19 protein-coding genes are annotated in these 22602 nt (G+C 72.0%); 14 read left to right on the top strand and 5 right to left on the bottom strand.

What is annotated here, in order from left to right:
- Positions 1–50 precede the first annotated feature (50 nt).
- The 9 genes from SNE206_RS30170 to SNE206_RS30130 all read left to right on the top strand — a co-directional run bounded on the left by SNE206_RS30170 (position 51) and on the right by SNE206_RS30130 (position 8585).
- Entirely contained in the window at positions 51–992 is a 942-nt protein-coding gene (locus SNE206_RS30170; RefSeq protein WP_407916737.1) for a fumarylacetoacetate hydrolase family protein, read from the top strand.
- Positions 989–2020: a cyclase family protein gene (locus SNE206_RS30165; RefSeq protein WP_407916694.1), complete on the top strand. Its 1032-nt coding sequence runs from the start codon at positions 989–991 to the stop codon at positions 2018–2020. The genes SNE206_RS30170 and SNE206_RS30165 overlap by 4 nt, the downstream gene beginning before the upstream one ends.
- 122 nt (positions 2021–2142) lie before the next feature.
- Positions 2143–3270 (top strand): FAD-dependent oxidoreductase, encoded by a 1128-nt coding sequence (locus SNE206_RS30160; RefSeq protein ID WP_407916693.1) that lies wholly within the window; start codon positions 2143–2145, stop codon positions 3268–3270.
- On the top strand, positions 3267–4271 hold the full coding sequence (locus SNE206_RS30155; protein ID WP_407916692.1) for an amidohydrolase family protein: 1005 nt from the start codon (positions 3267–3269) through the stop codon (positions 4269–4271). Before SNE206_RS30160 ends, SNE206_RS30155 begins: the two co-directional genes overlap by 4 nt.
- Positions 4272–4283: 12 nt before the next feature.
- A complete protein-coding gene (locus tag SNE206_RS30150) occupies positions 4284–5219 on the top strand; it encodes a VOC family protein (RefSeq protein WP_407916691.1) in 936 nt (311 codons plus the stop codon).
- Positions 5220–5362: 143 nt separating this feature from the next.
- Positions 5363–6334 carry a fumarylacetoacetate hydrolase family protein gene (locus tag SNE206_RS30145; RefSeq protein WP_407916690.1) on the top strand — a complete coding sequence of 324 codons (972 nt, stop codon included), beginning with the start codon at positions 5363–5365 and terminating at the stop codon, positions 6332–6334.
- A 12-nt stretch (positions 6335–6346) separates the two neighbouring features.
- On the top strand, positions 6347–7090 hold the full coding sequence (locus SNE206_RS30140; RefSeq protein ID WP_407916689.1) for an SDR family NAD(P)-dependent oxidoreductase: 744 nt from the start codon (positions 6347–6349) through the stop codon (positions 7088–7090).
- A 68-nt stretch (positions 7091–7158) separates the two neighbouring features.
- A complete protein-coding gene (locus SNE206_RS30135; protein WP_407916688.1) occupies positions 7159–7941 on the top strand; it encodes a CoA transferase subunit A in 783 nt (260 codons plus the stop codon).
- Entirely contained in the window at positions 7941–8585 is a 645-nt protein-coding gene (locus tag SNE206_RS30130) for a CoA transferase subunit B (RefSeq protein ID WP_407916687.1), read from the top strand. Before SNE206_RS30135 ends, SNE206_RS30130 begins: the two co-directional genes overlap by 1 nt.
- Before the next feature lie 333 nt (positions 8586–8918).
- On the opposite strand, the gene SNE206_RS30125 is transcribed toward SNE206_RS30130, so the two are convergent.
- The 4 genes from SNE206_RS30125 to SNE206_RS30110 form a co-directional block, all read right to left on the bottom strand.
- Positions 8919–11561 carry a family 78 glycoside hydrolase catalytic domain gene (locus SNE206_RS30125; RefSeq protein ID WP_407916686.1) on the bottom strand — a complete coding sequence of 881 codons (2643 nt, stop codon included), beginning with the start codon at positions 11559–11561 and terminating at the stop codon, positions 8919–8921.
- Between the two features lie 72 nt (positions 11562–11633).
- Entirely contained in the window at positions 11634–12536 is a 903-nt protein-coding gene (locus SNE206_RS30120; protein ID WP_407916685.1) for a carbohydrate ABC transporter permease, read from the bottom strand.
- Between the two features lie 4 nt (positions 12537–12540).
- The gene (locus SNE206_RS30115; RefSeq protein ID WP_407916684.1) at positions 12541–13425 is read right to left on the bottom strand and encodes a carbohydrate ABC transporter permease; all 885 of its coding nucleotides are present in this window, start codon (positions 13423–13425) and stop codon (positions 12541–12543) included.
- A gap of 99 nt (positions 13426–13524) precedes the next feature.
- Complete coding sequence (locus tag SNE206_RS30110) at positions 13525–14841, bottom strand: ABC transporter substrate-binding protein (protein WP_407916683.1); 1317 nt, start codon at positions 14839–14841, stop codon at positions 13525–13527.
- A gap of 268 nt (positions 14842–15109) precedes the next feature.
- Between SNE206_RS30110 and SNE206_RS30105 the strand changes: the two genes are divergently transcribed.
- Positions 15110–16123 (top strand): LacI family DNA-binding transcriptional regulator, encoded by a 1014-nt coding sequence (locus SNE206_RS30105; protein WP_407916682.1) that lies wholly within the window; start codon positions 15110–15112, stop codon positions 16121–16123.
- 94 nt (positions 16124–16217) lie between these two features.
- On the opposite strand, the gene SNE206_RS30100 is transcribed toward SNE206_RS30105, so the two are convergent.
- Positions 16218–17237, bottom strand: a complete 1020-nt coding sequence (locus SNE206_RS30100) for a LacI family DNA-binding transcriptional regulator (protein ID WP_407916681.1) — start codon at positions 17235–17237, stop codon at positions 16218–16220.
- A 166-nt stretch (positions 17238–17403) separates the two neighbouring features.
- Between SNE206_RS30100 and rhaI the strand changes: the two genes are divergently transcribed.
- From rhaI to SNE206_RS30080, 4 genes are all read left to right on the top strand, one after another.
- On the top strand, positions 17404–18570 hold the full coding sequence (rhaI, locus tag SNE206_RS30095) for an L-rhamnose isomerase (protein WP_407916680.1): 1167 nt from the start codon (positions 17404–17406) through the stop codon (positions 18568–18570).
- Between the two features lie 103 nt (positions 18571–18673).
- Entirely contained in the window at positions 18674–20713 is a 2040-nt protein-coding gene (locus tag SNE206_RS30090; protein WP_407916679.1) for a bifunctional aldolase/short-chain dehydrogenase, read from the top strand.
- A 175-nt stretch (positions 20714–20888) separates the two neighbouring features.
- Positions 20889–22364, top strand: a complete 1476-nt coding sequence (locus SNE206_RS30085; protein WP_407916678.1) for a rhamnulokinase family protein — start codon at positions 20889–20891, stop codon at positions 22362–22364.
- A gap of 51 nt (positions 22365–22415) precedes the next feature.
- On the top strand, positions 22416–22602 hold a 187-nt coding region (locus SNE206_RS30080), incomplete at its 3' end, for a heterodisulfide reductase-related iron-sulfur binding cluster (RefSeq protein WP_407916677.1).

Below are 22602 nucleotides of genomic sequence, written 5' to 3'. Positions count from 1 at the left end.
GAAACCTCGTGGCAACACATGCGCAACTCTCCGGCCCCTTCGCCCTCGGCATGTTCGCCGACGGCGACGGCGTGCCGTTCCCCGGCCTGGTGGCCGGAGACCTCGTGCTCGACCTCGGCGGAGCCGCGGAGGCCGGCAGCCCGTCCACCACCCGCGACCTGCTGGAACGCTGGGACGAAACCCTGCCCGCGCTGCACCGTCTGGCCGAGGACGCGGACCGCCCGTGGCGCCCGCTGGACGGACTGCGGACCCTCCCCCCGGTCGAGCCGCGGCAGGTGCTGCAGTCCGGGGCCAACTACCGGCAGCACGTCATCGACCTGGCCGTGGCGCATCGCTCCCCGGACGACCCGCGCACGGTGGAGCAGGCCCGGGCGGATGTCGCCGCGATGATGGACCGCCGGGCCGCCGAGGACCAGCCGTACATGTTCATCGGCCTGCCGTCCTCGATCACCGGTCCGTACGACGACGTGGTCCTGCCCGCATGGTGCGAGAAGCCGGACTGGGAGCTGGAGCTGACCGCCGTCATCGGCCGGCCGGCCCACCGCGTCACGCCGCAGCAGGCGCTGGAGCACGTCGCCGCGTACACCATCGCCAACGACCTCACCGCCCGCGAACTGATCTTCCGCAAGGACATGCCGGAGATCGGCACCGACTGGCTGCGCAGCAAGAACGCCCCGGGCTTCACCCCGCTCGGCCCCTACCTGGTGCCCGCCGCCTTCGTCGCCGACCCGTCCGACCTGCAGGTCACCCTCACCCTCAACGGCGAGACCATGCAGGACGAGTCCACCAAGGACATGATCTTCGACGTGGCGCGGATGGTCTCCTACGCCTCGCAGACCACCACCCTGCTCCCCGGCGACCTCGTCCTCACCGGCAGCCCGGCCGGCAACGGCATGCACTGGGGCCGTCTCCTGCGCGACGGCGACGTCATGGACGGCACCGTCACCGGCCTCGGCGCCCAGCGCACCCGCTGCATCGCGGAGCAGCGATGAGCGCCCCCGACCGCAGCGCCCCCGCCGGCATCGACCTCGCCGGCATCGACCTCGACCGCACCGACCTCGACCGCACCGACCCCGCCGGAGAGATCGCCAGGGCCGCCGCCGCGCACTCCAACTGGGGCCGCTGGGGCGACGACGACCGCCTCGGCACCCTCAACCACCTCGACGCGGCCAAGCGGACCGAGGGCGCCGCCCTCGTCCGGCAGGGCGTCAGCTTCTCGCTCTCCCAGAGCTTCGACATGAACGGCCCGCAGAAGGGCTGGCGCAGGCGCACCAACCCCGTGCACACCATGCTCGACACCGGCACCGACGCGGCCGCCGGGCACCAGCCCTTCCCGCACGGCATAGGCGGCGCGGACGACGTCATCTCCATGCCGCTGCAGTGCTCCACCCAGTGGGACGGCCTCGGCCACATCTTCGACCACGGCAGGGCGTGGAACGGCCGTGACGCCGCCACCACCGTCACCTCCGAGGGCGACCTCGTCACCGGCATCGAGCACATGGCCGCCCACGTCGCCGGCCGCGGAGTGCTGCTGGACGTCGGCCGTGCCCTCGGCACCGACGGCGAACTGCCCGACGGCTTCGCCATCACCGAGGCACACCTCCGCGCCACCGTCGAGGCCCAGGGTCCGACCTCGGCCGTCGGCCGCGGCGACATCGTGGTGATCCGCACCGGCCAGCTCGCCCGCGCCCGCCGCGAGGGCTGGCGCGACTACGCCGGCGGCGACGCCCCCGGCCTCTCCTTCACCACCGCCGGCTGGCTGCACCGCACCGAGATCGCCGCGATCGCCACCGACACCTGGGGTTTCGAGGTGCGGCCCAACGAGTTCGACCACGCCTTCCAGCCGCTGCACCAGGTCGCCATCCCCCACATCGGACTGCTGATCGGCGAGATGTGGGATCCGGACGCACTCGCCGCCCACTGCGCGGCCGACGGTGTGTACGAGTTCTGGCTCACCGCCGCCCCCCTGCCGATCACCGGCGCGGTCGGCTCCCCGGTCAACCCGGTCGCCGTCAAGTAGCCGTCCCACCGACCGGGCCGGCCGGCGGACGCACCCGGACAGCCGCCCGCCGACCGGCCCGCACCCCCCACCCCCTCCCGTCCGCCGCGCGACGAAGCGCGGCCCGCCCGTCAGGGAGCACCATGACCAGTGTCCGCACCGTCCTCGTGATCGGCGGTGGCACCGCAGGCAACGGCCTCACCGTGCTGCTGCGCAGGGCCGGCATCGACGTCGACCTCGTCGAGGCCAAGACCGACTGGAACGTCTCCGGCTCCGGCATCACCCTGCAGGGCAACGCCCTGCGCGTGCTGCGTGAGATCGGCGTCTGGGAGCAGGTCCGCGAAGCGGGCTTCGGCTTCGGTTCGGTCGGCATCACCGCCCCCGACGGCACCGTGCTGCACGTCGCCCGCGACGTGCGCACCGGCGGCGACGACCTCCCCGCCACCGTCGGCATGCAGCGCCCCCGGCTGCAGCGGATCCTGATCGACGCCGTGAAGGCCTCCGGCGCGAAGGTCCGCCTCGGTACCACCGTCGAGTCCCTGGAGTCGGACGGCACCGGGGTGTGGGTGCGCTTCGACGACGGCACCGGCGGCCGCTACGACCTCGTCGTGGGCGCCGACGGCATCGGCTCCGCCACCCGCGCCATGATCGGCATCACGGAGCGCCCCGAGCCGACCGGCATGGCCATCTGGCGCACCCCCGCGCCCCGCCCGGCCGGCGTCGAGCGGACCGATCTCGCCTACGGCGGCCCCTGCTACATCGCCGGCTACTGCCCGACCGGCCCCGACACCGTCTACGCCTACCTCGTCGAGCCCAAGCGCGACCGGGCGACCATCGACCCGGACGCCTACGCCGACGAGATGCGCCGCCTCGCAGCCGGGTACAGCGGCCACTGGAACGAGATCGCCGCGAGCATCACCGACCCGAAGCAGGTCAACTACACCTGGTTCGACCGTCATCTCGTCGAGGGCCCCTGGCACCGCGGCCGTGTCGTCCTCGTCGGGGACGCCGCCCACGCCTGCCCGCCCACCCTCGCCCAAGGCGCCGCGATGTCCCTGGAGGACGCCTGGGTCCTCGCCCAGATCCTCGCCACCGCCGACGAGTTCGACGAGCAACTGCTCACCGACTACCACGCACGGCGGCTGCCGCGGGTGCGGATGGTCGTGGAGAACTCCTGCCTGATCGGCCGGTGGATGCTCGACGGCGTCCGCGACGCCGACGTGCCCGGACTGATGGGCCGCACCATGTCCGTCCTCAAGGAGCTGCCGTGACCACCGTCGACGTCCACGCCCACCTGCTGCTGCCCGAGGTCGAGGCCCTCGTCGCCGACCGGCCCGGACTCGCCGGGGCGAAGGCCCTCGACGCCCGCCGCAACGGCCCCGAGGCCCTCGCCGTCAGCGGCCCCATGGTCCGCGACCGCATCCCGCTGCTCACCGACCCCGCCGCCCGCCTCGCCGCCATGGACGCCCAGGGCATCGACGTCCAGCTCGTCAGCCCCTCGCCCTCGCACTACCACTACTGGGCCGACGAGGAGACGGCCCGTCAGGTCTGGCAGCTCGCCGGCACGGCCACCGCCGCGCACTGCGCGAAGGCGCCCGACCGGCTGCGCGGCCTCGGACTCGCCCCCCTGCAGCACCCGCACCTCGCCGTCGAAGCCCTCGACCACGCACGGGAGTGCGGACTGCTCGGCGTCGAGATCTCCAGCCACGCCCCGGGGTCCGTGGCCCACGGCGTCGAACTCTCCGACCCACGCCTGGAAGCCTTCTGGGCCCGCGCTGCGGAGACCGGTGCGGTCCTCTTCCTCCACCCCTTCGGCTGCACCCTCGACGACCGGCTGAACCGCTGGTACCTCTCCAACACCGTCGGCCAGCCCACCGAGAACGCCGTCGCGCTCTCCCACCTGATCTTCTCCGGCGTCCTCGACCGCCACCCCGGCCTGAAGATCATCGCTGCGCACGGAGGCGGCTACCTGCCCACCCACATCGGCCGCTCCGACCACGCCTGGCGCGACCGCCCCGACGCCCGCGGCTGCGCCCGCGAACCCAGCAGCTACCTCAGGGACCTGTGGTTCGACTCCCTCGTCCACGACCCCGCCGTCCTGCGGCACCTCGTCGCCGCCGCCGGTGCCGACCGGGTGCTCCTCGGCTCCGACTTCCCCTTCGACATGGGCAGCAAGGACCCGCTCGGCGCCCTCCGCGCCGCGGACCTCCCCGCCACCGTCCACGACGCCATCGCCGGCACGAACGCCGCCGCCCTGCTGGGCCTCGGCTGAGGAGGAACCGCCATGACCCGTCTGCTCACCCACCTGCGGCACGTCGACCTCGCCGTGCCCGACTACGACAAGCAGCTCGACTTCTACGCCGGCGTCTGGGGCCTGACCAAGGTCGCCGAGGACGACGGCATCTCCTTCCTTGCCGCCGAAGGCTCCCCGGAGCAGTACGTCGTCCGCCTGCGCAAGGCCGAGGAGAAGCGCCTCGACCTCATCTCGTACGGCGCCGCCACCCCCGCCGACGTCGACACCCTCGCCGAGCGGCTCCTCGCCGGCGGCGTGCAGCTCGTCACCCGCCCCGGCAGCGTCGACACCCCCGGCGGCGGCCACGGCTTCCGCTTCTTCGACGTCGACGGCCGCACCGTTGAGGTCAGCGCCGACGTCGCCGCCCGTACGCACCGGCGGATCGAGGAGAAGGAGTCCGTCCCGGTCCGCCTCTCCCACGTCGTCGTCAACTCGCCCGACCTGGAGCGGACCCGCGCCTGGTACGAGCAGCACCTCGGCTTCGCCCTCTCCGACAGCCTCGCCTCCCCGCACATGGGCGAGGTGATGCACTTCATGCGGATCAGCAACCAGCACCACTCCATGGCCATCGCCAAGGGCCCGCACACCTCGCTGCACCACATCTCCTTCGAACTGCGCGGCGTCGACGAGTACATGTACGGCACCGGCCGGGTGCTGCGCTCGGGCGCCCGCAAGATCTGGGGCCCCGGCCGCCACCTCGCCGGCAACAACACGTTCTCCTACTTCCTCGACCCGCACGGCAACACGGTGGAGTACACCACCGAGCTGGAGGAGCTCGACGAGGACACCTGGCACCCGCACGTCTACGACTTCTCGCAGCCCGAGGTCACCGACCAGTGGGGCACCGCCAACGCGATGAGCGAGATCGTCGCCAAGGAGTCCTTCAACGACGTCGACCGCGGCGTCTTCGTCGCCCCGCCCGTCTGACCGACCGGCACCGACCCGGGGGCGGCGGGCACGTCCCGCCCTGACATCGCCCGCCGCCCCTGCCCCCGCCCCCGCCCCCGCCCCCGCCCCCGCACCACGGATCCACCTCCGAGCCCCCGCCGTCACCGACCAGGAGCCGCACCATGCGTTTCGCCGCCTACGAGTACCAGCACCGGCGCCGGGTGGCCGTCGTCGAGGAGGACGGCACGCTTTACCCCCTGCCCGCCGTCTCCTCGCTGAACGCCCTGCTCGCCGAGACCGACGGTCTGCCCGGGCTCCTGGCCGCAGGTACCGCAGCGCTGGACGTCCCGGCCGGGCCGCACGTCTCCCGGGTGGCACTGCTGCCGCCCCTCCAGCCGTCGAGCGTCCGCGACTTCGTCGCCTTCGAGGAGCACGTCGAGGGCGTGCGCCGCAGTGTCAGCGGGGCCGAGGGCGTGCCCGCGGCCTGGTACGAGGCGCCGACCTTCTACTTCGGGAATCCGTACGCCGTCATCGGAGCCCACGACGAGGTCCCCGTACCGCCGGGCTCGTCCGTGCTCGACTTCGAGCTGGAGGTGGCGGCCGTCATCGGCCGCCAGGGCAGCGACCTCACGCCGGAACAGGCACGCGACCACATCGTCGGCTACACGATCTTCAACGACTGGTCGGCGCGCGACCTGCAGTCCCGTGAGATGCAGGTCGGCCTCGGCCCGTGCAAGGGCAAGGACACCGCCACCACCCTCGGCCCGTACCTCGTGACGGCCGACGAACTGGAACCCTTCCGCGACGCCGACGGCCACCTGCGCCTGGCCCTCACCGCCGAGGTCAACGGCGAGGTGATCGGCCGCGACCTGCTCTCCAACATGAGCTGGACCTTCGACGACCTCGTCGCCTACGCCTCCCGCGGCACCACGGTGCGCCCCGGAGACGTCCTCGGGTCCGGCACCTGCGGCAACGGCGGCTGCCTCGCCGAACTCTGGGGCAGGAACGGCCGCCAGGACCCGCCCCCGCTGAGGCCCGGCGACACCGTCACCCTCACCGTCCAGGGCATCGGCACCGTCTCCAACACCGTCGTCGCCGGGACCGAGCCCGTACCGATCCGCCCCGCCCGGCCGAGGCCCCGCACCCGCCCCTGACGAGGAGTTCCCGTGGACCGTCTGCGAGACAAGGTCGTCGTCGTCACCGGCGCCGCCCGGGGCCAGGGCGCGGCCGAGGCCGCCGCCCTGGCGAGGGAAGGCGCCGTCGTCATCGCCACCGACGTGCACGCTGCGCCCGGCTGCCGCCCCCTCGACGTCACCGACACCGCGGCCTGGGCCGCCCTCGCCGCAGACCTGCGCGAGACGTTCGGCGCCGTGCACGGCCTGGTCAACAACGCCGGCATCACCTGGCGCGCGCGGCTCCCCGAGGTCACCGCGGAGGACTTCGCCCGGGTGCACGCGGTCAACGTGACCGGCCCCCTGCTGGGCATCCAGCACCTGGCACCGCTGATGCCACCCGGCTCGTCCATCGTCAACGTCGGTTCGTCGGCGGCCCTCACCGGCCACTACCCGATCGCCTACACCGCCAGCAAGTGGGCGCTGCGCGGACTCGCGAAGGCCGCCTGCCTCGAACTCGGCCCGCGCGGCATCCGCGTCAACACCATTCACCCCGGCTTCGTCGAGACCGAGATGACCGCCTCCGCGCCGGCGGCCTTCCGCGAGGCCAATCTGCGCGAGACCCCGCTCGGTCGCACCGGCACCGTCGACGAGATCAGCCCGCTGGTGGCCTTCCTCCTCTCCGACGAGGCCTCCTTCATCACCGGCGCCGAGATCCCGGTCGACGGCGGCTACACCGCCCACGGCGGCGCCAAGTCGATCTCCGACGCCCTGCGCGACCCCGGCGCTGCGCCGTGAGTCCCGCCGACGGCCGGCCGTCCGCCGATGCCGTCCCCGGTCCTGCCCCCGATGAGGAAGCACACCCCATGGACAAAGTGACTACGAGCGCTGCCCACGCCGTCGGCGACATCCCCGACGGCGCCAGCCTGGCCGTCGGCGGGTTCGGCCTCAGCGGCATCCCCACCATGCTCATCGAAGCACTCCTCGCCCAGGGCGCCGGAGGCCTGAGCGTGGTGTCGAACAACTGCGGTGTCGACGGCGCGGGTCTGGGCCTGCTCCTGGCGGCCGGGCGCATCGCCAGGGTCACCGGCTCGTACGTGGGGGAGAACAAGGAGTTCGCCCGGCAGTACCTCGGCGGCGAGCTGGAGGTCGAGCTCGTCCCCCAGGGAACCCTCGCGGAGCGGCTCCGGGCCGGCGGCTGCGGCATCCCCGGGTTCTTCACCCCTGCCGGCGTCGGCACCCAGGTCGCCGACGGAGGCCTGCCCTGGCGCTACGCGACCGACGGCAGCGTGGCCCTCGCATCCCCGGCCAAGGAGGTCCGCGCCTTCGACGGCCGCGACCACGTCCTGGAGCGCGGCATCGTCTGCGACTACGCGCTCGTCCGCGCCGCCCGCGGCGACCGGCACGGCAACCTCGTCTTCCACAAGGCTGCCCGCAACTTCAACCCGCTGGCGGCGATGGCCGGCCGTGTCACGATCGCCGAGGTCGAGGAGCTCGTCGAGCCGGGTGTGCTGGACCCCGACGAGATCCACCTGCCCGGCGTGTTCGTGCAGCGCGTCGTCGAACTCACCCCCGAGCAGGCCGCCCGCAAGTACATCGAGCGGCGCACGGTCGCCGCTCCCCCGGCACGAGGGACGGTGCGTGCCTGATGGCCTGGACCCGCGACGAGATGGCGGCCCGCGCGGCCCGCGAACTCGGCCCCGGCAGCTACGTGAACCTGGGCATCGGCCTGCCGACGCTCGTCCCCAACTTCCTGCCCGACGGGGTCGACGTCGTCCTGCACTCCGAGAACGGCATCCTCGGCACGGGCCCCTACCCGTACGACGACGCCGTTGACCCCGACCTGATCAACGCCGGGAAGGAGACCGTCACCACCCTGCCCGGCGCGGCGTTCTTCGACTCCGCGCTCTCCTTCGGCATGATCCGCGGCGGCCACATCGACACCGCGATCCTCGGCGCCATGCAGGTCTCCGCCCGCGGCGACCTCGCCAACTGGATGATCCCCGGCAAGATGGTCAAGGGCATGGGCGGTGCCATGGACCTCGTCCACGGCGCCCGCCGCGTCGTCGTCCTCATGGAGCACACCGCCAAGGACGGCACCCCCAAGATCGTCCAGGAGTGCACCCTGCCCCTGACGGGCCGGGCCTGCGTCCACCGCATCATCACCGACCTCGCCGTCCTCGACGTCGGGGCCGGCGCACTCACCCTGGTGGAGACCGCCCCCGGCGTCACACGTGAAGACGTCCTTGCCGCCACTGCTGCGCCGCTCAGCCTCGCTCGGCCGGTCGGCTGATCAGCGTCCCTCCCGCGGCCGCCTGCCGGCCGGACCGATCGGTCCGGCCGGCAGGCGGCCTGTTGGCGGATCCGTCGGGCCGGGCTTCTCGTGGCTCATGACGACCGTCCTGCGCGCCGACCAGGCCGTACCGGACCCTCGTGCCGCTTCCGGCTCTCCGAACCGGAGCGCATCACGGTCTCCCCGCATGCCGCCGAAGGCGCCGACGGCTGTGTCGGCTGTTCCCCGTCCGCTGCGGGATCCGTACGGCCGGAACGTCGCACCGGCATGCCTGCCGACATGCAGCGATGCCCCCGCCATCGACCGACAGTGGCGGGGACATCGCTGGACACGCTATGAACGGCGGTGTGCCGCCGTGGCCGTGAGAGCCCGGGCGAGGGAGCCCGGCGTCGAGGCGACCTGCGAGCCGGCCGTGTCGAGCACGTGCTCACCGGGCCCGACGGTGATCGGGTCGAGTCCGGGGAGGTCCACGGTGCCGAGGCATCCGGAGGGCACGGTGATGCGGGTCGTCATGCCGTCCGGGGTCAGTTCCCAGGACAGCGCTGCCGTGCCGTAGGGGGTTTCGTGACGGGTGTTCGCCCAGGTGATGCCGCCGCCGGGGCGGGGCCGGTAGGTGATGGTGCGGTAGCCCGGTGCGGCGGGGGCGATGCCGCCGACGGAGCGGTGGAGCCAGTCGGCGACGGCGCCGAGGGCGTAGTGGTTGAAGGAGGTCATGCCGCCGGGGTTGAGGCTGCCGTCGGGGCGCAGGCTGTCCCAGCGCTCCCAGACGGTCGTGGCGCCCTGGGTGACGGTGTAGAGCCACGAGGGGCACTCGGTCTGGGTGAGCAGCCGGTACGCGACGTCGAGGTGCCCCGTCTCGGCGAGGGCGTCGCAGATGAGCGGTGTGCCGACGAAGCCGGTGGCGATCCGGGCGCCGTCGCGCAGCACGAGGGCGGCGAGCCGGTCGCCGGCGCGCATGCGTGCGGCGGGGCCGTCGAGCAGGTCGAAGGCGATGGCCAGGCAGTAGGCGGTGGGGCTGTCGCTGGTCATCCGCCCGGAGGGCAGGACGTACCGCTCCCGGAACGCGGCGGTGACCTCGTCGGCCAGTGCGCCGTAGTGCCGGGCGTCGTCGTCCTCGCCCAGTTCCCCTGCGGTCAGGGCCAGGTGACGGGCGGAACGCGCGAAGTGGGCGGTGGCGACCAGGTGGCGGTCGGTGCGGCCGGCAGCCGGGTCGTCCGGCGGGGCGATCGGGTCGAGCCAGTCGCCGAGCTGGAACCCGGTGTCCCACAGGCGGGTCGGGCCCGCGAGACGCTCCACCAGATCGACCCAGGCCCGGCCGGTCGGGTAGTGACGGCGGAGCAGGCCGAGGTCTCCGAAGCGCCGGTACAGCACCCAGGGGGTGAGGGCGGCGACGTCGCCCCAGGCGGCGCCGGGCCGGATCGGGGTCCAGACGTCGTTGCCGGGGATGACCGGCACGTACCAGGGGACGGTGCCGTCGGGCAGCTGCTCGATGCCGACGTCGGTGAGCCAGGAGTCGAGCATGCCCGAACAGTCGTAGAGGTAGCTCGCGGTCGGGGCGAAGACCTGGATGTCACCGGTCCAGCCGAGGCGTTCGTCGCGCTGGGGGCAGTCGGTGGGGATGTCGACGAAGTTGCCGCGCATGCTCCAGACCACGTTCTCGTGGAGGCGGTTGACCAGCGGGTCGCTGCACTCGAACCAGCCGGTGCGCCGCATGTCGGTGTGGTGCACCCGCGCGGTGACGGCGCCGTCGGCCAGGTCGCCGGGCCAGCCGGTGATCTCGGCGTACCGGAAGCCGTGGAGGGTGAACCGGGGCTCCCAGGTGCGCGGCCCGTCGCCGGCGAGGACGTAGGTGTCGCGGGCGTGGGCCTCGCGCAGGGGTGCCGTGGCGAGTTCGCCGTCCTGCAGCACCTCCGCGTGGCGCAGGGTGACGACGGTGCCGGCGGGCCCGTCGACGGTGAGGCGCAGTCGGCCGACGAGGTTCTGGCCGAAGTCCAGCAGGTGGCGGCCGTCGGCGGTGCGGGTCACCGTGACGGGTGCGACCTCCTGCGTGCAGCGCACCGCAGGGCCCTGGGGTGCGACGAGGGTGCGCGGATCCCGGGCGCCGACGGAGACGGCCGTCCACTGCTCCGCGTCCGTGCACCAGGGGGCCGACCAGCCGGCGTCGTCGAGGCGGGCGTCGAAGGTTTCGCCCTCGTACAGGCCGCTGGTGAGGATCGGGCCGACGGCGGCGCTCCACGTGCTGTCGGTGGCTATGACGGTGGTGGTGCCGTCGGTGTGGGTGACTTCCAGCTGGGCGATGAGGGAGAGGTCTTCGCCGTAGATGTTGCGGGTGCCGCCGTCGAAGCCGAAGCGGCCGCGGTACCAGCCGTCGCCCAGCCAGGCGCCGATGGCGTTGGCGCCTTCGGCGAGGTGGGAGGTGACGTCGTAGGTCCGGTAGCGCAGGCGTTCGCCGTAGACGGTCCAGCCGGGGGAGAGGGCGTCGTCGCCGACGCGTCGGCCGTTGATCTCGGCCTCGTACAGACCGTGGGCGGTGACGTACAGACGGGCGTGCTCGACGGGCGCGGTGAGGGTGAAGTCCTTGCGGACACGGGAGGGCCGGCGGTCCGAGTCGGGGTCTTCCGGCCACGTGCCGCCGACGGGCACCGCGACCCAGTCGGCGGCGTCCAGCAGGCCGGCCTCGACGACGCCGGGCTCGCTCCACGGTGACGGTTCCCCGGTGTCCGACCAGACGCGGACGCGGACTGCGACGCGTTCCCGGGAGACCAGGGGGGCGCCGGGCCAGGGCACCAGGACCTGCCCGGCGCCGTCGGTGCGCCCGGTGCGGTGGAGGCGTCCGCCGCGGTCGAGCTCGATCTCGTACCCGGCCTGGGCCGCGGTGCCGGCGGGCAGCTGCCAGGACAGGCGCGGTCGGGGGGTGCCGAGGCCGAGGCCGTCCGGCAGGTGCTCGAACGACACCGGGGCAGGTTGGAGGAGCATCACCAAGGGGACCTTCCGTGACGTGGGTGGTGCGGCCCCCGTGCGTGGGGGCGGGGAGGGCAGTGGCGGTGGTCAGCCCTTGACGGCGCCTCCCGTGAGGCCCTTCATGACCTTCTGGTTGAGGAAGAGGTAGATCAGCAGCGTGCCGGCGACGTTGATGCAGATCGCGGCGAACAGGGGGCCGTACCGGGTGGCGCCGAAGTCTCCGGTGAAGTTCAGCAGGCCGACCTGGACGGTGCGCAGGTCCTGGCTGTTGGTGAAGGTCAGCGCGACGAGCAGGTCGTTCCAGATGAAGAAGAACTGCACGAGGCCGACGGTCAGGATCGCGTTGCGGATCATCGGCAGACTGATCGTCCAGAAGGAGCGCAGGATGCTCGCACCGTCGAGGGTGGAGGCTTCGAACACCTCGCGCGGCACGCTCTTGTAGTAGGTGGCCATCATGAACACCGTCAGCGGCAGGCCGGTGCCGGTGTACGTGAGGATCAGCGGCCACAGCGTGCCGGAGAGTCCGGTGCGGAAGTACACGGAGAAGAGCGGCAGCAGGATCATCTGGGCGGGCACCATGACGCCTGCGAGGAAGATCAGGAGCGTCAGGTCGCGGCCCTTCCACACCATGATCTGCAGGGCGAAGCCGGCCGCCGCACCCATGAGGAGGATCAACGCGAGGGAGGGGGCGACGGCGAAGACGCTGTTGCGGACGTACAGGCCGATGTGGCCGGTGGTCCAGGCTTCGGTGTAGTTGCCCCATTCCCAGGTGGTGGGCAGGCTCCAGGTGGAGTTGTCGAGGTAGTCGCTGTTGGACTTCAGCGAGGTGAGGAACATCCAGATCAGCGGGTAGACCTCGATGACGAGCAGGACCGCGATGACCGCCTTCACCCGGAGCTTCCCGAGGGGGCGGCGCTTCGGCGGCCGGGAGCGGTGGGATCCACGGGAGGGCCGGGGTGCCAGGACCTGCGGCGGCGCGTCTGTGGACATGGGGTCAGCCCTTCGTGAGGTCGCGCCGCGAGACGCGGAAGACGACCAGGGTCACCAGCAGGCACAGCACGGTCAGCAGGAACGCGATCGCGCTGCCGTAGCCGTACTCGCTGTAGGTGAAGGACGTCTGGAACATGTAGAGGGTCAGCGGCGTGGTGGCGTTGCCCGGGCCGCCGTTGGTGAGGGCGACGACGGAGTCGAAGACCTTGAGGGTGCCGTTGATGCTGAAGATCACGGACGACATGAGGACCGGGAAGGACAGCGGCAGGACGATGTGCCGGATCAGGCGCAGCCCGGACGCGCCGTCGAGGCGGGCCGATTCGAGCGTCTCCTCGGGGATGTCCACCAGGCCGGCGAAGAGCAGCACCGCGTAGAAGCCCATCGAGCGCCAGACGTCCATCAGGATGAGCACCCAGAACGCGCTGCCGGAACTGCCGAACCAGTCGATCGACTCGATGCCGACCATGTTCAGCAGCGAGTTGACCGGCCCGGTCTGCGGGGCGACCTGGAAGAACTTCTGGAAGAGCAGGCCGACGGCCACGGTCGGCAGCACGACCGGGAAGAAGACCAGGGTGCGGATGAGCGCCGAGGCCCGCTTCAGGTGGAAGGTGTAGAGCAGCGCGAGCCCGTATCCGGTCAGGACCTGGCCGATGGTCACGACGGCCGCGTACTTGACGGTGAACCACAGGGACGAGTGCACGGCCGGGTCGGAGAACAGGCGCCGGAAGTTGTCCGGCCCGCTCCAGGTGAAGCCGTCGATGGCGTTGCCCGTGGTGAACGAGTAGCCCAGTGACCACACCATGGGGACGAGCATGATGAGGGAGTACACGAGCAGGGCCGGACCCACCAGGATCATGATGGCCCTGCGGTCACCGAGTACGCGGTGCATGGTCGTGTCCTTCGTTGTAGTGGATGAGCGGCCCGGAGTCTGCGCCGGGGGCCCGGGAGCGGCGGGTGCCGCCGCTCCCGGGCCGTCGGCGTCCGGGGCTCACTGGCCGGACTGGGCGTCCTGGACCAGCTGCATGAACTTCTCGGGGCTGGTGCTGCCGGTGACCAGGGAGGCCGCGTTCGACTGGCTGACGGTCGTGGCCTTGGTGCTGAACAGGGCCTCGAACCACAGGACGTTCTGCTCGGAGGCGTCGATCGTCGCGCGGACCTGCTTGGTGACGGCGTTCTTGTCGGCGACGGGGGTGTTGACCTTGAAGCCGGAGATGGTGCCCTGGTCCTTCAGCGCGGTGCTGCCGTAGTTCTGGGTGATGCACTTGACCCAGGCGCCGGTGTTCTTGTCGAAGCTCTTGGCGTTCAGGGCGATCGGCAGGCCGACGTTGGACGGGTACTGGTCGATCGAGCCCTTGCCGCCGGCCACCGCGGGGAAGGGCATGAAGCCCACGTTGTCGGCACCCACGGTGTTCTGCTCGGGGTCGGCGATGTTCGAGAGCGCCCAGCTGCCCATGTAGAACATGCCGGCCTTGCCGCTGAGGAACTGGTTCATCGCGGTGTCGTAGTCGATCGAGCCGACGCCCTGACCGAAGTAGCCCTTCCTGCCGAGCTCGGCGACCTTGGCGGCGGCGGCCACGTACTCCGGGTCGGTCAGCTTGGCACTGCCGTTGGCGATGCGCTCCATCGCGTTCGGGCCGAGGCTGCGGTACAGGTAGCCGCTGACGAGGCGGGTGAGGGGCCAGCCCTGCTGGCCCGAGGCGGCGAAGGGCTGCACGCCGGCGCCCTGCAGCTTCGCGGAGACGGCGAGCAGCTCGTCCCAGGTCTTGGGAACCGCGAGGCCGTGCTCGGCGAACAGCTTCTTGTTGTAGAAGATGCCCTCGATGTTGTACTCGTACGGCAGCACCGCGAGCTTGCCCTCGTACAGCGCCTTGATGGTGGAGACCGCCGCCGGCTGGAGCTGGTCGTACACGCCGAGCTTCGTGAGCTCGTCCTCCAGGTTCGCGACCTTGCCGGACTTGTAGAGCTGGTTGGTCAGGGCGGGGGCGTTGCCGGCGGCGAACTGGACCGGGAGCGCGCCCTGGCCGGCGAGCAGCTGGAGCTTCTGGTCGAGGCCGGTCTGCGGCACGGTGTCGACCTTGAGCGGCAGGGCCTTGTTCTGCTCGGTGCAGGCGCCCTGGGAGAGGGTGGTGAGGGCCGTCTTGACGGTGGTGTTCTCCACGACCGAGAGGTAGCTGAAGTCCTTCGGCGCCGCGGCGGCACCCGAGCCTGTGCCGCCGCACGCGGAGACGAGGAGGACGACGGTGGCTGCGCTCGCGGTGAGACCGACGAAGCGGGCTCTACCGGGGCGGGTGGAGGAGATGGTCACGGCTGTGCTCCCTGGCGTCATTGAGGAGGAGGCGTTGCGGCGAAGACGGCGGGACGCGCTCAGACGGGGCCCCGGTTGTGTAGAACGTTCTTCGCTGGAAGTGCCACTACAGTGCCTTCGCGGGCCTGTCGCGTCAAGACACGAGGACGTAACGTCGTGGTCATCTCTTCCGTAGCGGCGCTCCGGCCTGCAAGAATCGTGTAGAACGTTGTTCATCCAATGAGACGGGAGGGCGCTGCGCATGGCATCGGCGAAACGCTCGAAGCGCGTGACCATCACGGACGTGGCCCAGCACGCCGGAGTTTCCACGGCGGCCGTGTCGAAGGTCCTGCGCAACGCCTACGGGGTGAGCGCCGCCATGCAGGAGCGCGTCCGCGCCGCGATGGCCGAGCTGGACTACCGCCCGCACGCGGCGGCCCGCGGCATGCGCGGCCGCACGTACACGATAGGTGTGCTGCTGGACAACATGCGCAACACCTTCTTCGCCGACATCATCGACGGAATCCAGGAGCAGCTCCGCGACAGCGACTACACCGTGATGATCGGAGCCGCGGGTTTCGGTGCCGAGGGCCAGGCCCGGACCGTCCGGGCCATGGTGGACCGTCAGATGGACGGGCTCATCCTGATCGCCCCGGGGAGCCCGCGCAGCGAGATCCTGGCCACCGCTGCCACGACGCCCACCGTGATCATCGGGCACCACGACGTCGCCGGGGTCCACGACTCCGTGGTGGACGCGGACGGCCTGGGGGCGGGTCTGGTGGTGGACCACCTCGTGTCGCTGGGGCACCGCCGGATCGCCCTGCTGTCCGCCCCCGGCACCAGGGCGAGCCGCTGGAAGCTCACCCCGGAGATCGTCCTGACCGCCGGCTACCTGGAGGCCATGCAGCGCCACGGGCTGGAGGACGCGGCCGAGGTCGTCCCCACCGACTACTCCGACGACGGCGGTTACCGCGCCGGGCTGCAGCTGCTGGGCGGCCCCAACCCTCCGACGGCCGTCATGACGGGTGCCGACGTGGCCGCCCTCGGCGTCTACCGGGCGGCCGACGAACTCGGCCTGGCCATCCCCCGCGACGTGTCGCTGGTCGGGTACAACAACACCGCCGTCGCCGCTCTCGCCCCGGTGCAGCTCACCAGCGTCGACCAGGCCGGGCACACCATGGGCTCCACCGCGGCGCGCATGCTCCTGGAACGGGTCGAGGGCCACCGGACCCGCGCCATGCAGACCTCGATGACCCCCCGTCTCGTGGTCCGCCGGAGCACCGCTGCGCCGAAGGCCGGCTGAGCGGGGCGCAGGAGCGCCGCCGAGGCGGGCCCCTCCGTCACCGGGTCGGCAGGGCGGAGTCGAACGGTTTCAAGGCCCCGGGTGCCGGTGGAGGTCATGCGCCCCGGAGGCTGGAGCGCCGGACCACGATCTCCGGCTGGAACAGGACCTGGCGGTGCCGGTGCCCGGCGGCGTCCTCGCCGGTCTCCTCCAGCAGGAGTTCCGCCGCGGTCCGGCCCATCGTCTCCGCCGGCTGGCGCACCGACGTCAGGGGCACTGCGGCTGCTGCCGCGAATTCGATGTCGTCGTACCCGACGATCGCAAGGTCCTCGGGTACGCGCAGGCCGGCGGCGTAGGCCGTCTGGAGGACTCCCAGGGCCAGCAGGTCGTTGGCGCAGAACACGGCGGTCGGCCGCGGCGTGAGCCCGAGGATCCGCGCGCCGGCGTCCCGGCCCGCCGCCACGTCGAGCCGGTCGACGCCGACGTCGACCAGGCACTCCGGGCCGTACCCCTCCTGCCCCAGGGCTCCCAGGGCACCTTCGCGCCGGTCGCGCACCTGCTGCAGGGGGTGGTTGCCGCCCACGAAGGCGATGTGACGGTACCCGCCCTCCAGCAGGTGCCGGACGGCCATGGCGCCGCCCGCGACATCGTCCACCGCGACCGAGCAGGCGTCCGCCCCGGGCAGTACGCGGTCCACGAGGACGAACGGGACGCCGTTGCGGCGCAGCACCGCCGTCGCCGCGGCGGTGGCGTCCGCCGGGGTGAGCAGGACGCCGCGCACCCGCTGCTCGGCGAAGAGCGACAGGTAGTCGGCCTCGTCGGCGGGGCTCTGCGCGCTGTTGCAGACCATCACGCCCAGGCCCGCCGCGCGGGCGGCCTTCTCGGCCCCTCTGGCAACCGACACGAAGAAGGGGTTGCCCAGGTCGAGGACGAGCAGGCCGATGATCCGGCTGCGTCCGGCCCGGAGCTGACGTGCGGACTCGCTGCGGATGTAGCCGAGCTGGTCGATGGCGGCCTGGACGCGGTGGCGGGTGTCCTCCCCGACCATGTCCGGGCGGTTGATGACGTTCGACACCGTGCCGACCGACACCCCGGCGAGGCGCGCCACGTCCTTGATCCCGGCCGTACCACCCATGAGTTCGTTCCACCCCGTACCAGCAGTTGAAAAGTTTCACCGGCATCGGCCCGGTGTCGCTCTCAAGCTACGCCAGCTCGGTTTGTCGCACCAGTACCGCCTTGACGGGGCGGGGGATTCGACCTACCGTCCATCTTGAAACGATTCAAGTTGCTGAGAGGTGCCCGTGTCCGAGCGGCCTGCTGTCAAGGATGTGCTGAAGGCCCAGCGCATCGAGACCCCCTCGTGGGGCTACGGGAACTCCGGTACCCGGTTCAAGGTCTTCGCCCAGCCAGGTGTGCCGCGCGACCCCTTCGAGAAGCTGGCGGACGCCGCGCAGGTGCACGCCGCAACAGGCGTCGCGCCGAAGGTGTCGCTGCACATCCCCTGGGACCGCGTCGAGGACTACGGCAAGCTCACCGCCCATGCGGCCGACCTCGGCCTGGAGATCGGTGCGATCAACGCGAACGTCTTCCAGGACGACGACTACAAGCTGGGGTCCGTCACCAACCCGGACCCGCGGGTACGGCGCAAGGCCGTCGAGCACCTGCTGGAATGCGTCGACATCATGGACGCCACCGGCTCGCGCGATCTGAAGCTGTGGTTCTCCGACGGCACCAACTACCCCGGCCAGGACGATGTCGCCGCCCGCCAGGGCCGCCTCGCCGAGGCCCTCGCCCAGGTGTACGCCCGCCTCGGCGAGGGGCAGCGGATGCTGCTGGAGTACAAGCTCTTCGAACCGGCCTTCTACACGATGGACGTGCCCGACTGGGGCACGGCCTACGCGCACTGCCTCAAGCTCGGCCCGAAGGCGCAGGTCGTGGTGGACACCGGCCACCACGCCCCGGGCACCAACATCGAGTTCATCGTCGCGTTCCTGCTGCGCGAGGGGAAGCTCGGCGGCTTCGACTTCAACTCCCGCTTCTACGCGGACGACGACCTGATGGCCGGCGCCGCGGACCCGTTCCAGCTGTTCCGCATCATGCACGAGGTGGCCGGGAACGGGGGCCTTGCGGCGGAGACCGGCGTGGCCTTCATGCTCGACCAGTGCCACAACATCGAGGCGAAGATCCCCGCAGTCATCCGTTCGGTGATGAACGTCCAGGAAGCCACCGCCAAGGCGCTCCTGGTGGACCGTCAGGCGCTGGCGGCCGCACAGTCCGACGGCGACGTGCTCGGCGCGAACGCCGTCCTCATGGACGCCTTCGCCACCGACGTGCGCCCGCTGCTCGCCGAGGTCCGAGCGGAGACCGGGCTGCACCCCGACCCGCTCGCCGCCTACCGTGCCACCGGCTGGGCGGAGAAGACCACCGCCGGACGTGCCGGCGGCGCCCAGGCCGGCTGGGGCGCCTGACCATCCCGAACCGCGGGCCGGCCGGATCCGGCGCACCCTCCGGCCGGCCCGCACCCCACGCGACGTGAGCGCCACCCGCACCGACAAGGAAGACCCTCCCGCCATGGCTCTGCACCTCGAAGTCGCCGCCCTGCTGGCGCGCTCCAACCGGCTCGGCTCCGACCCGCGCAACACCAACTACGCAGGCGGCAACACCTCCGCCAAGGGCACCGACACCGACCCGGCCACCGGCCGGGACATCGAGCTGCTCTGGGTGAAGGGATCCGGCGGCGACCTCGGCACGCTGACCGCGAACGGCTTGGCCGCACTGCGCCTGGACAGGCTGCGCTCCCTCGTCGACGTCTACCCGGGGGTGGAGCGCGAGGACGAGATGGTCGCCGCGTTCGACTACTGCCTGCACGGACGCGGCGGCGCCGCACCGTCCATCGACACCGCCATGCACGGTCTCGTGGACGCCGCCCACGTCGACCACCTGCACCCCGACTCCGGCATCGCGCTGGCCACCGCCGCCGACGGCGAGAAGCTGACCGCCGAGTGCTTCGGCGACACCGTGGTGTGGGTGCCCTGGCGCCGCCCCGGCTTCCAGCTCGGCCTGGACATCGCCGCCGTCAGGACCGCCAACCCGCAGGCGATCGGCTGCATCCTCGGCGGTCACGGCATCACCGCGTGGGGAGACACCGGCGAGGAGGCCGAGGCGAACTCGCTGCACATCATCCGCACCGCCGAAGCCTTCCTCGCCGACCGCGGCAAGGCCGACCCGTTCGGCCCGCAGCTCGACGGCCACCAGCCGCTGCCCGAGGCCGCACGCCGGGAGCGGGCCGCTGCCCTCGCCCCGGTCGTCCGCGGCCTGGCCTCCACGGACACCCGCCAGGTCGGCCACTTCACGGACACCGCCCCGGTGCTGGACTTCCTGGCCCGTGCCGAGCACCCGCGCCTCGCCGCGCTCGGCACCTCCTGCCCCGACCACTTCCTGCGCACCAAGGTCCGCCCACTGGTCCTCGACCTGCCCGCGACCGCGCCCCTGGACGAGGCCGTCGCCCGGCTGAAGGAACTCCACGCCGAGTACCGCCGCGACTACCAGGCCTACTACGACCGGCACGCCACCGCGGACTCCCCGGCCATCCGCGGCGCCGACCCGGCGATCGTCCTCGTCCCCGGCGTGGGCATGTTCTCCTTCGGCAAGGACAAGCAGACCGCCCGGGTCGCCGGCGAGTTCTACCTCAACGCGATCAACGTGATGCGCGGCGCCGAGGCCGTCTCCTCCTACGCGCCGATCGAGGAGAGCGAGAAGTTCCGCATCGAGTACTGGGCGCTGGAGGAGGCCAAGCTCCAGCGGATGCCGAAGGCCAAGCCGCTCGCGTCCCGCGTCGCGCTGGTCACCGGAGCCGGCTCCGGCATCGGCAGGGCCATCGCCCACCGCCTGGCCGCCGAGGGCGCCTGCGTCGTCGTCGCCGACCTGAACACCGGGAACGCCGCCGCGGTCGCCGGGGAACTCGGCGGCCCGGACAAGGCCGTGGCGGTCACGGTGAACGTCACCGACGAGGAGCAGATCACCGAGGCGTTCAAGGCAGCGGCCCTGGCGTTCGGTGGCGTCGACCTCGTGGTCAACAACGCCGGCATCTCCATCTCCAAGCCGCTGCTGGAGACCACGGCCGAGGACTGGGACCTCCAGCACGACATCATGGCCCGCGGCTCCTTCCTCGTCTCCCGCGAGGCCGCCCGCACCATGATCGAGCAGAACCTCGACGGCGACATCGTCTACATCGCCTCCAAGAACGCCGTCTTCGCAGGCCCCGACAACATCGCCTACTCCGCCACCAAGGCCGACCAGGCCCACCAGGTCAGGCTGCTGGCCGCGGAACTCGGCGAGCACGGGATCCGCGTCAACGGCGTCAACCCCGACGGCGTCGTCCGCGGCTCCGGCATCTTCGCCGCAGGCTGGGGCGCCCAGCGCGCCGCCACCTACGGCATCGAGGAGGAGAAGCTCGGCGAGTTCTACGCCCAGCGCACCCTCCTCAAGCGCGAGGTGCTCCCCGAGCACGTCGCAGGCGCTGTCTTCGCCCTGACCGGAGGCGACCTCACCCACACCACCGGCCTCCACGTCCCCGTCGACGCCGGCGTCGCCGCAGCCTTCCTGCGCTGACACCCAGAGCCGCTCCGGAAGCCCCCCGCCGCGTCCGCTCCGTCAGGCGGGAACGAGGCCGGCGGCCGGTACACACCCCGGCCGCCGGGCCCCGGAGCGCCCGGGCGCGGCCGTCGCAACGACGCCGCGGCCGCGCCCACCCCAACATCCCCCCGCACCACCGAGGACCATCGCCGTGACACCGCTCAGCTCCTCCGCACCACCCACCGCGTTCGCTGCAGCGGATCTCGGCGCCACCAGCGGACGGGTCGTCGTCGGCCACGTCGGCCGCGACACCCTCGACCTCACCGAGACGCACCGCTTCGACAACACTCCCGCACAGCTGCCCACCGGCCTGCACTGGGACATCCTCGGCCTCCACCAAGGCGTCCTCGACGGGCTGCGGAAAGCCGCCCGCTCCACCACCGTCGCTTCCATCGGCATCGACAGCTGGGCCGTCGACTACGGCCTGCTCGACAGCGACGGAGCGCTCGTCGCCAACCCCTTCCACTACCGCGACCCGCGCACCGCCCAGGTCGTCGAACAGGTCTGGGGCCGTATCCAGGCACGCGACCTGTACCGCATCACCGGCCTGCAGCACCTGTCCTTCAACACCGTCTACCAGCTCGCTGCCGAGAAGCAGCTCCACCGCGCCCGCACCCTGCTGCTCATCCCGGACCTCATCACCCACTGGCTCACCGGTACGACCGGAACGGAAGCCACCAACGCCTCCACCACCGGCCTGTACGACGCCCGAACCGGCACCTGGTCACAGCCGGTCCTCGCCGCGCTCGGCCTCGATCCGGGCCTGCTGCCCCCGCTGCGCCGACCGGGCGACCTCGCCGGCACCTTGCTGCCGGGGGTGGCCGAGACGGTCGGGCTCCCCGCCACCACCCCCGTGACGGCGGTCGCCTCCCACGACACCGCCTCCGCCGTGGTAGCCGTCCCGGCCGTCACGACCGACTTCGCCTACATCTCCTGCGGCACGTGGTCCCTGGCGGGCCTCGAACTCGACCGGCCCGTCCTCACCGATGCCTCCCGGGCCGCCAACTTCACCAACGAACTCGGCATCGACAACACCACCCGCTACCTCCGCAACATCATGGGCCTGTGGCTGCTCAGCGAGAGCCAGCGCACCTGGCGGTCGCGCGGCCTGCCGCACCACCTGCCCCCGCTCCTCGACGAAGCCGCCCGTGCACGTCCCTTCGCCGCCCTCGTCAACCCCGACGCCCCCGAGTTCCTCGCCCCCGGGGACATCCCGGCCCGCATCGCCGAGTACTGCGCCCGCACCGGCCAGACGCCGCCGGAGAGCCAGGGCGCTGTCGTGCGCTGCATCCTGGAGAGCCTCGCGCTCGCCCACCGCCACACCCTGCGCCAGGCCGCGGAACTCGCCGGACGCGACATCCGCGTCGTCCACCTCGTCGGCGGCGGCAGCCGCAACGAACTGCTCTGCCAGTTCACCGCCGACGCCACCGGCCTGCCGGTCGTAGCCGGCCCCACCGAGGCCACCGCCCTGGGCAACATCCTCGTCCAGGCCCGCGCCCACGCCGTGGTCGGAGACCGCTCCGACATGCGCCGCCTGGTCTCCCGCACCCAGGACCTGTGCCGCTACACCCCGCAGGGCGATGCGAAGGCGTGGAACTCCGCCGCCGCCCGCATCGGCCTCTCGTGACCGGAGAACGAGGATGAGCACCCTTTCCCACCCCCTACCCCCGGAGCTGTGATGCGTGTCGCACTCTTCGTCACCTGTGTCAACGATGCCCTCTTCCCGGACACGGGCCGGGCGGTGGTGGCTCTGCTGGAGCGGTTGGGGGTGGTGGTGGATTTCCCGGTGGCGCAGACGTGTTGCGGGCAGCCGCAGTTCAACACCGGTTACCGGCGGGGGACCGAGCCGCTGGTGCGCAGGATGG

It is taken from the genome of Kitasatospora sp. NE20-6 (genome assembly GCF_045862635.1).
The sequence above is the reverse complement of the archived record's forward strand: the minus strand, read 5'-3'. Positions and strand labels throughout refer to the sequence as shown.

Bases quoted from the DNA above. Each gene is read 5' to 3' on its own strand.
- SNE206_RS30170 (WP_407916737.1), top strand. From the start codon at position 51: ATGTTCGCCGACGGCGACGGCGTGCCGTTCCCCGGCCTGGTGGCCGGA.
- SNE206_RS30165 (WP_407916694.1), top strand. From the start codon at position 989: ATGAGCGCCCCCGACCGCAGCGCCCCCGCCGGCATCGACCTCGCCGGC.
- SNE206_RS30160 (WP_407916693.1), top strand. From the start codon at position 2,143: ATGACCAGTGTCCGCACCGTCCTCGTGATCGGCGGTGGCACCGCAGGC.
- SNE206_RS30150 (WP_407916691.1), top strand. From the start codon at position 4,284: ATGACCCGTCTGCTCACCCACCTGCGGCACGTCGACCTCGCCGTGCCC.
- SNE206_RS30145 (WP_407916690.1), top strand. From the start codon at position 5,363: ATGCGTTTCGCCGCCTACGAGTACCAGCACCGGCGCCGGGTGGCCGTC.
- SNE206_RS30135 (WP_407916688.1), top strand. From the start codon at position 7,159: ATGGACAAAGTGACTACGAGCGCTGCCCACGCCGTCGGCGACATCCCC.
- SNE206_RS30130 (WP_407916687.1), top strand. From the start codon at position 7,941: ATGGCCTGGACCCGCGACGAGATGGCGGCCCGCGCGGCCCGCGAACTC.
- SNE206_RS30125 (WP_407916686.1), bottom strand. From the start codon at position 11,561: ATGCTCCTCCAACCTGCCCCGGTGTCGTTCGAGCACCTGCCGGACGGC.
- SNE206_RS30120 (WP_407916685.1), bottom strand. From the start codon at position 12,536: ATGTCCACAGACGCGCCGCCGCAGGTCCTGGCACCCCGGCCCTCCCGT.
- SNE206_RS30115 (WP_407916684.1), bottom strand. From the start codon at position 13,425: ATGCACCGCGTACTCGGTGACCGCAGGGCCATCATGATCCTGGTGGGT.
- SNE206_RS30100 (WP_407916681.1), bottom strand. From the start codon at position 17,237: ATGGGTGGTACGGCCGGGATCAAGGACGTGGCGCGCCTCGCCGGGGTG.
- SNE206_RS30090 (WP_407916679.1), top strand. From the start codon at position 18,674: ATGGCTCTGCACCTCGAAGTCGCCGCCCTGCTGGCGCGCTCCAACCGG.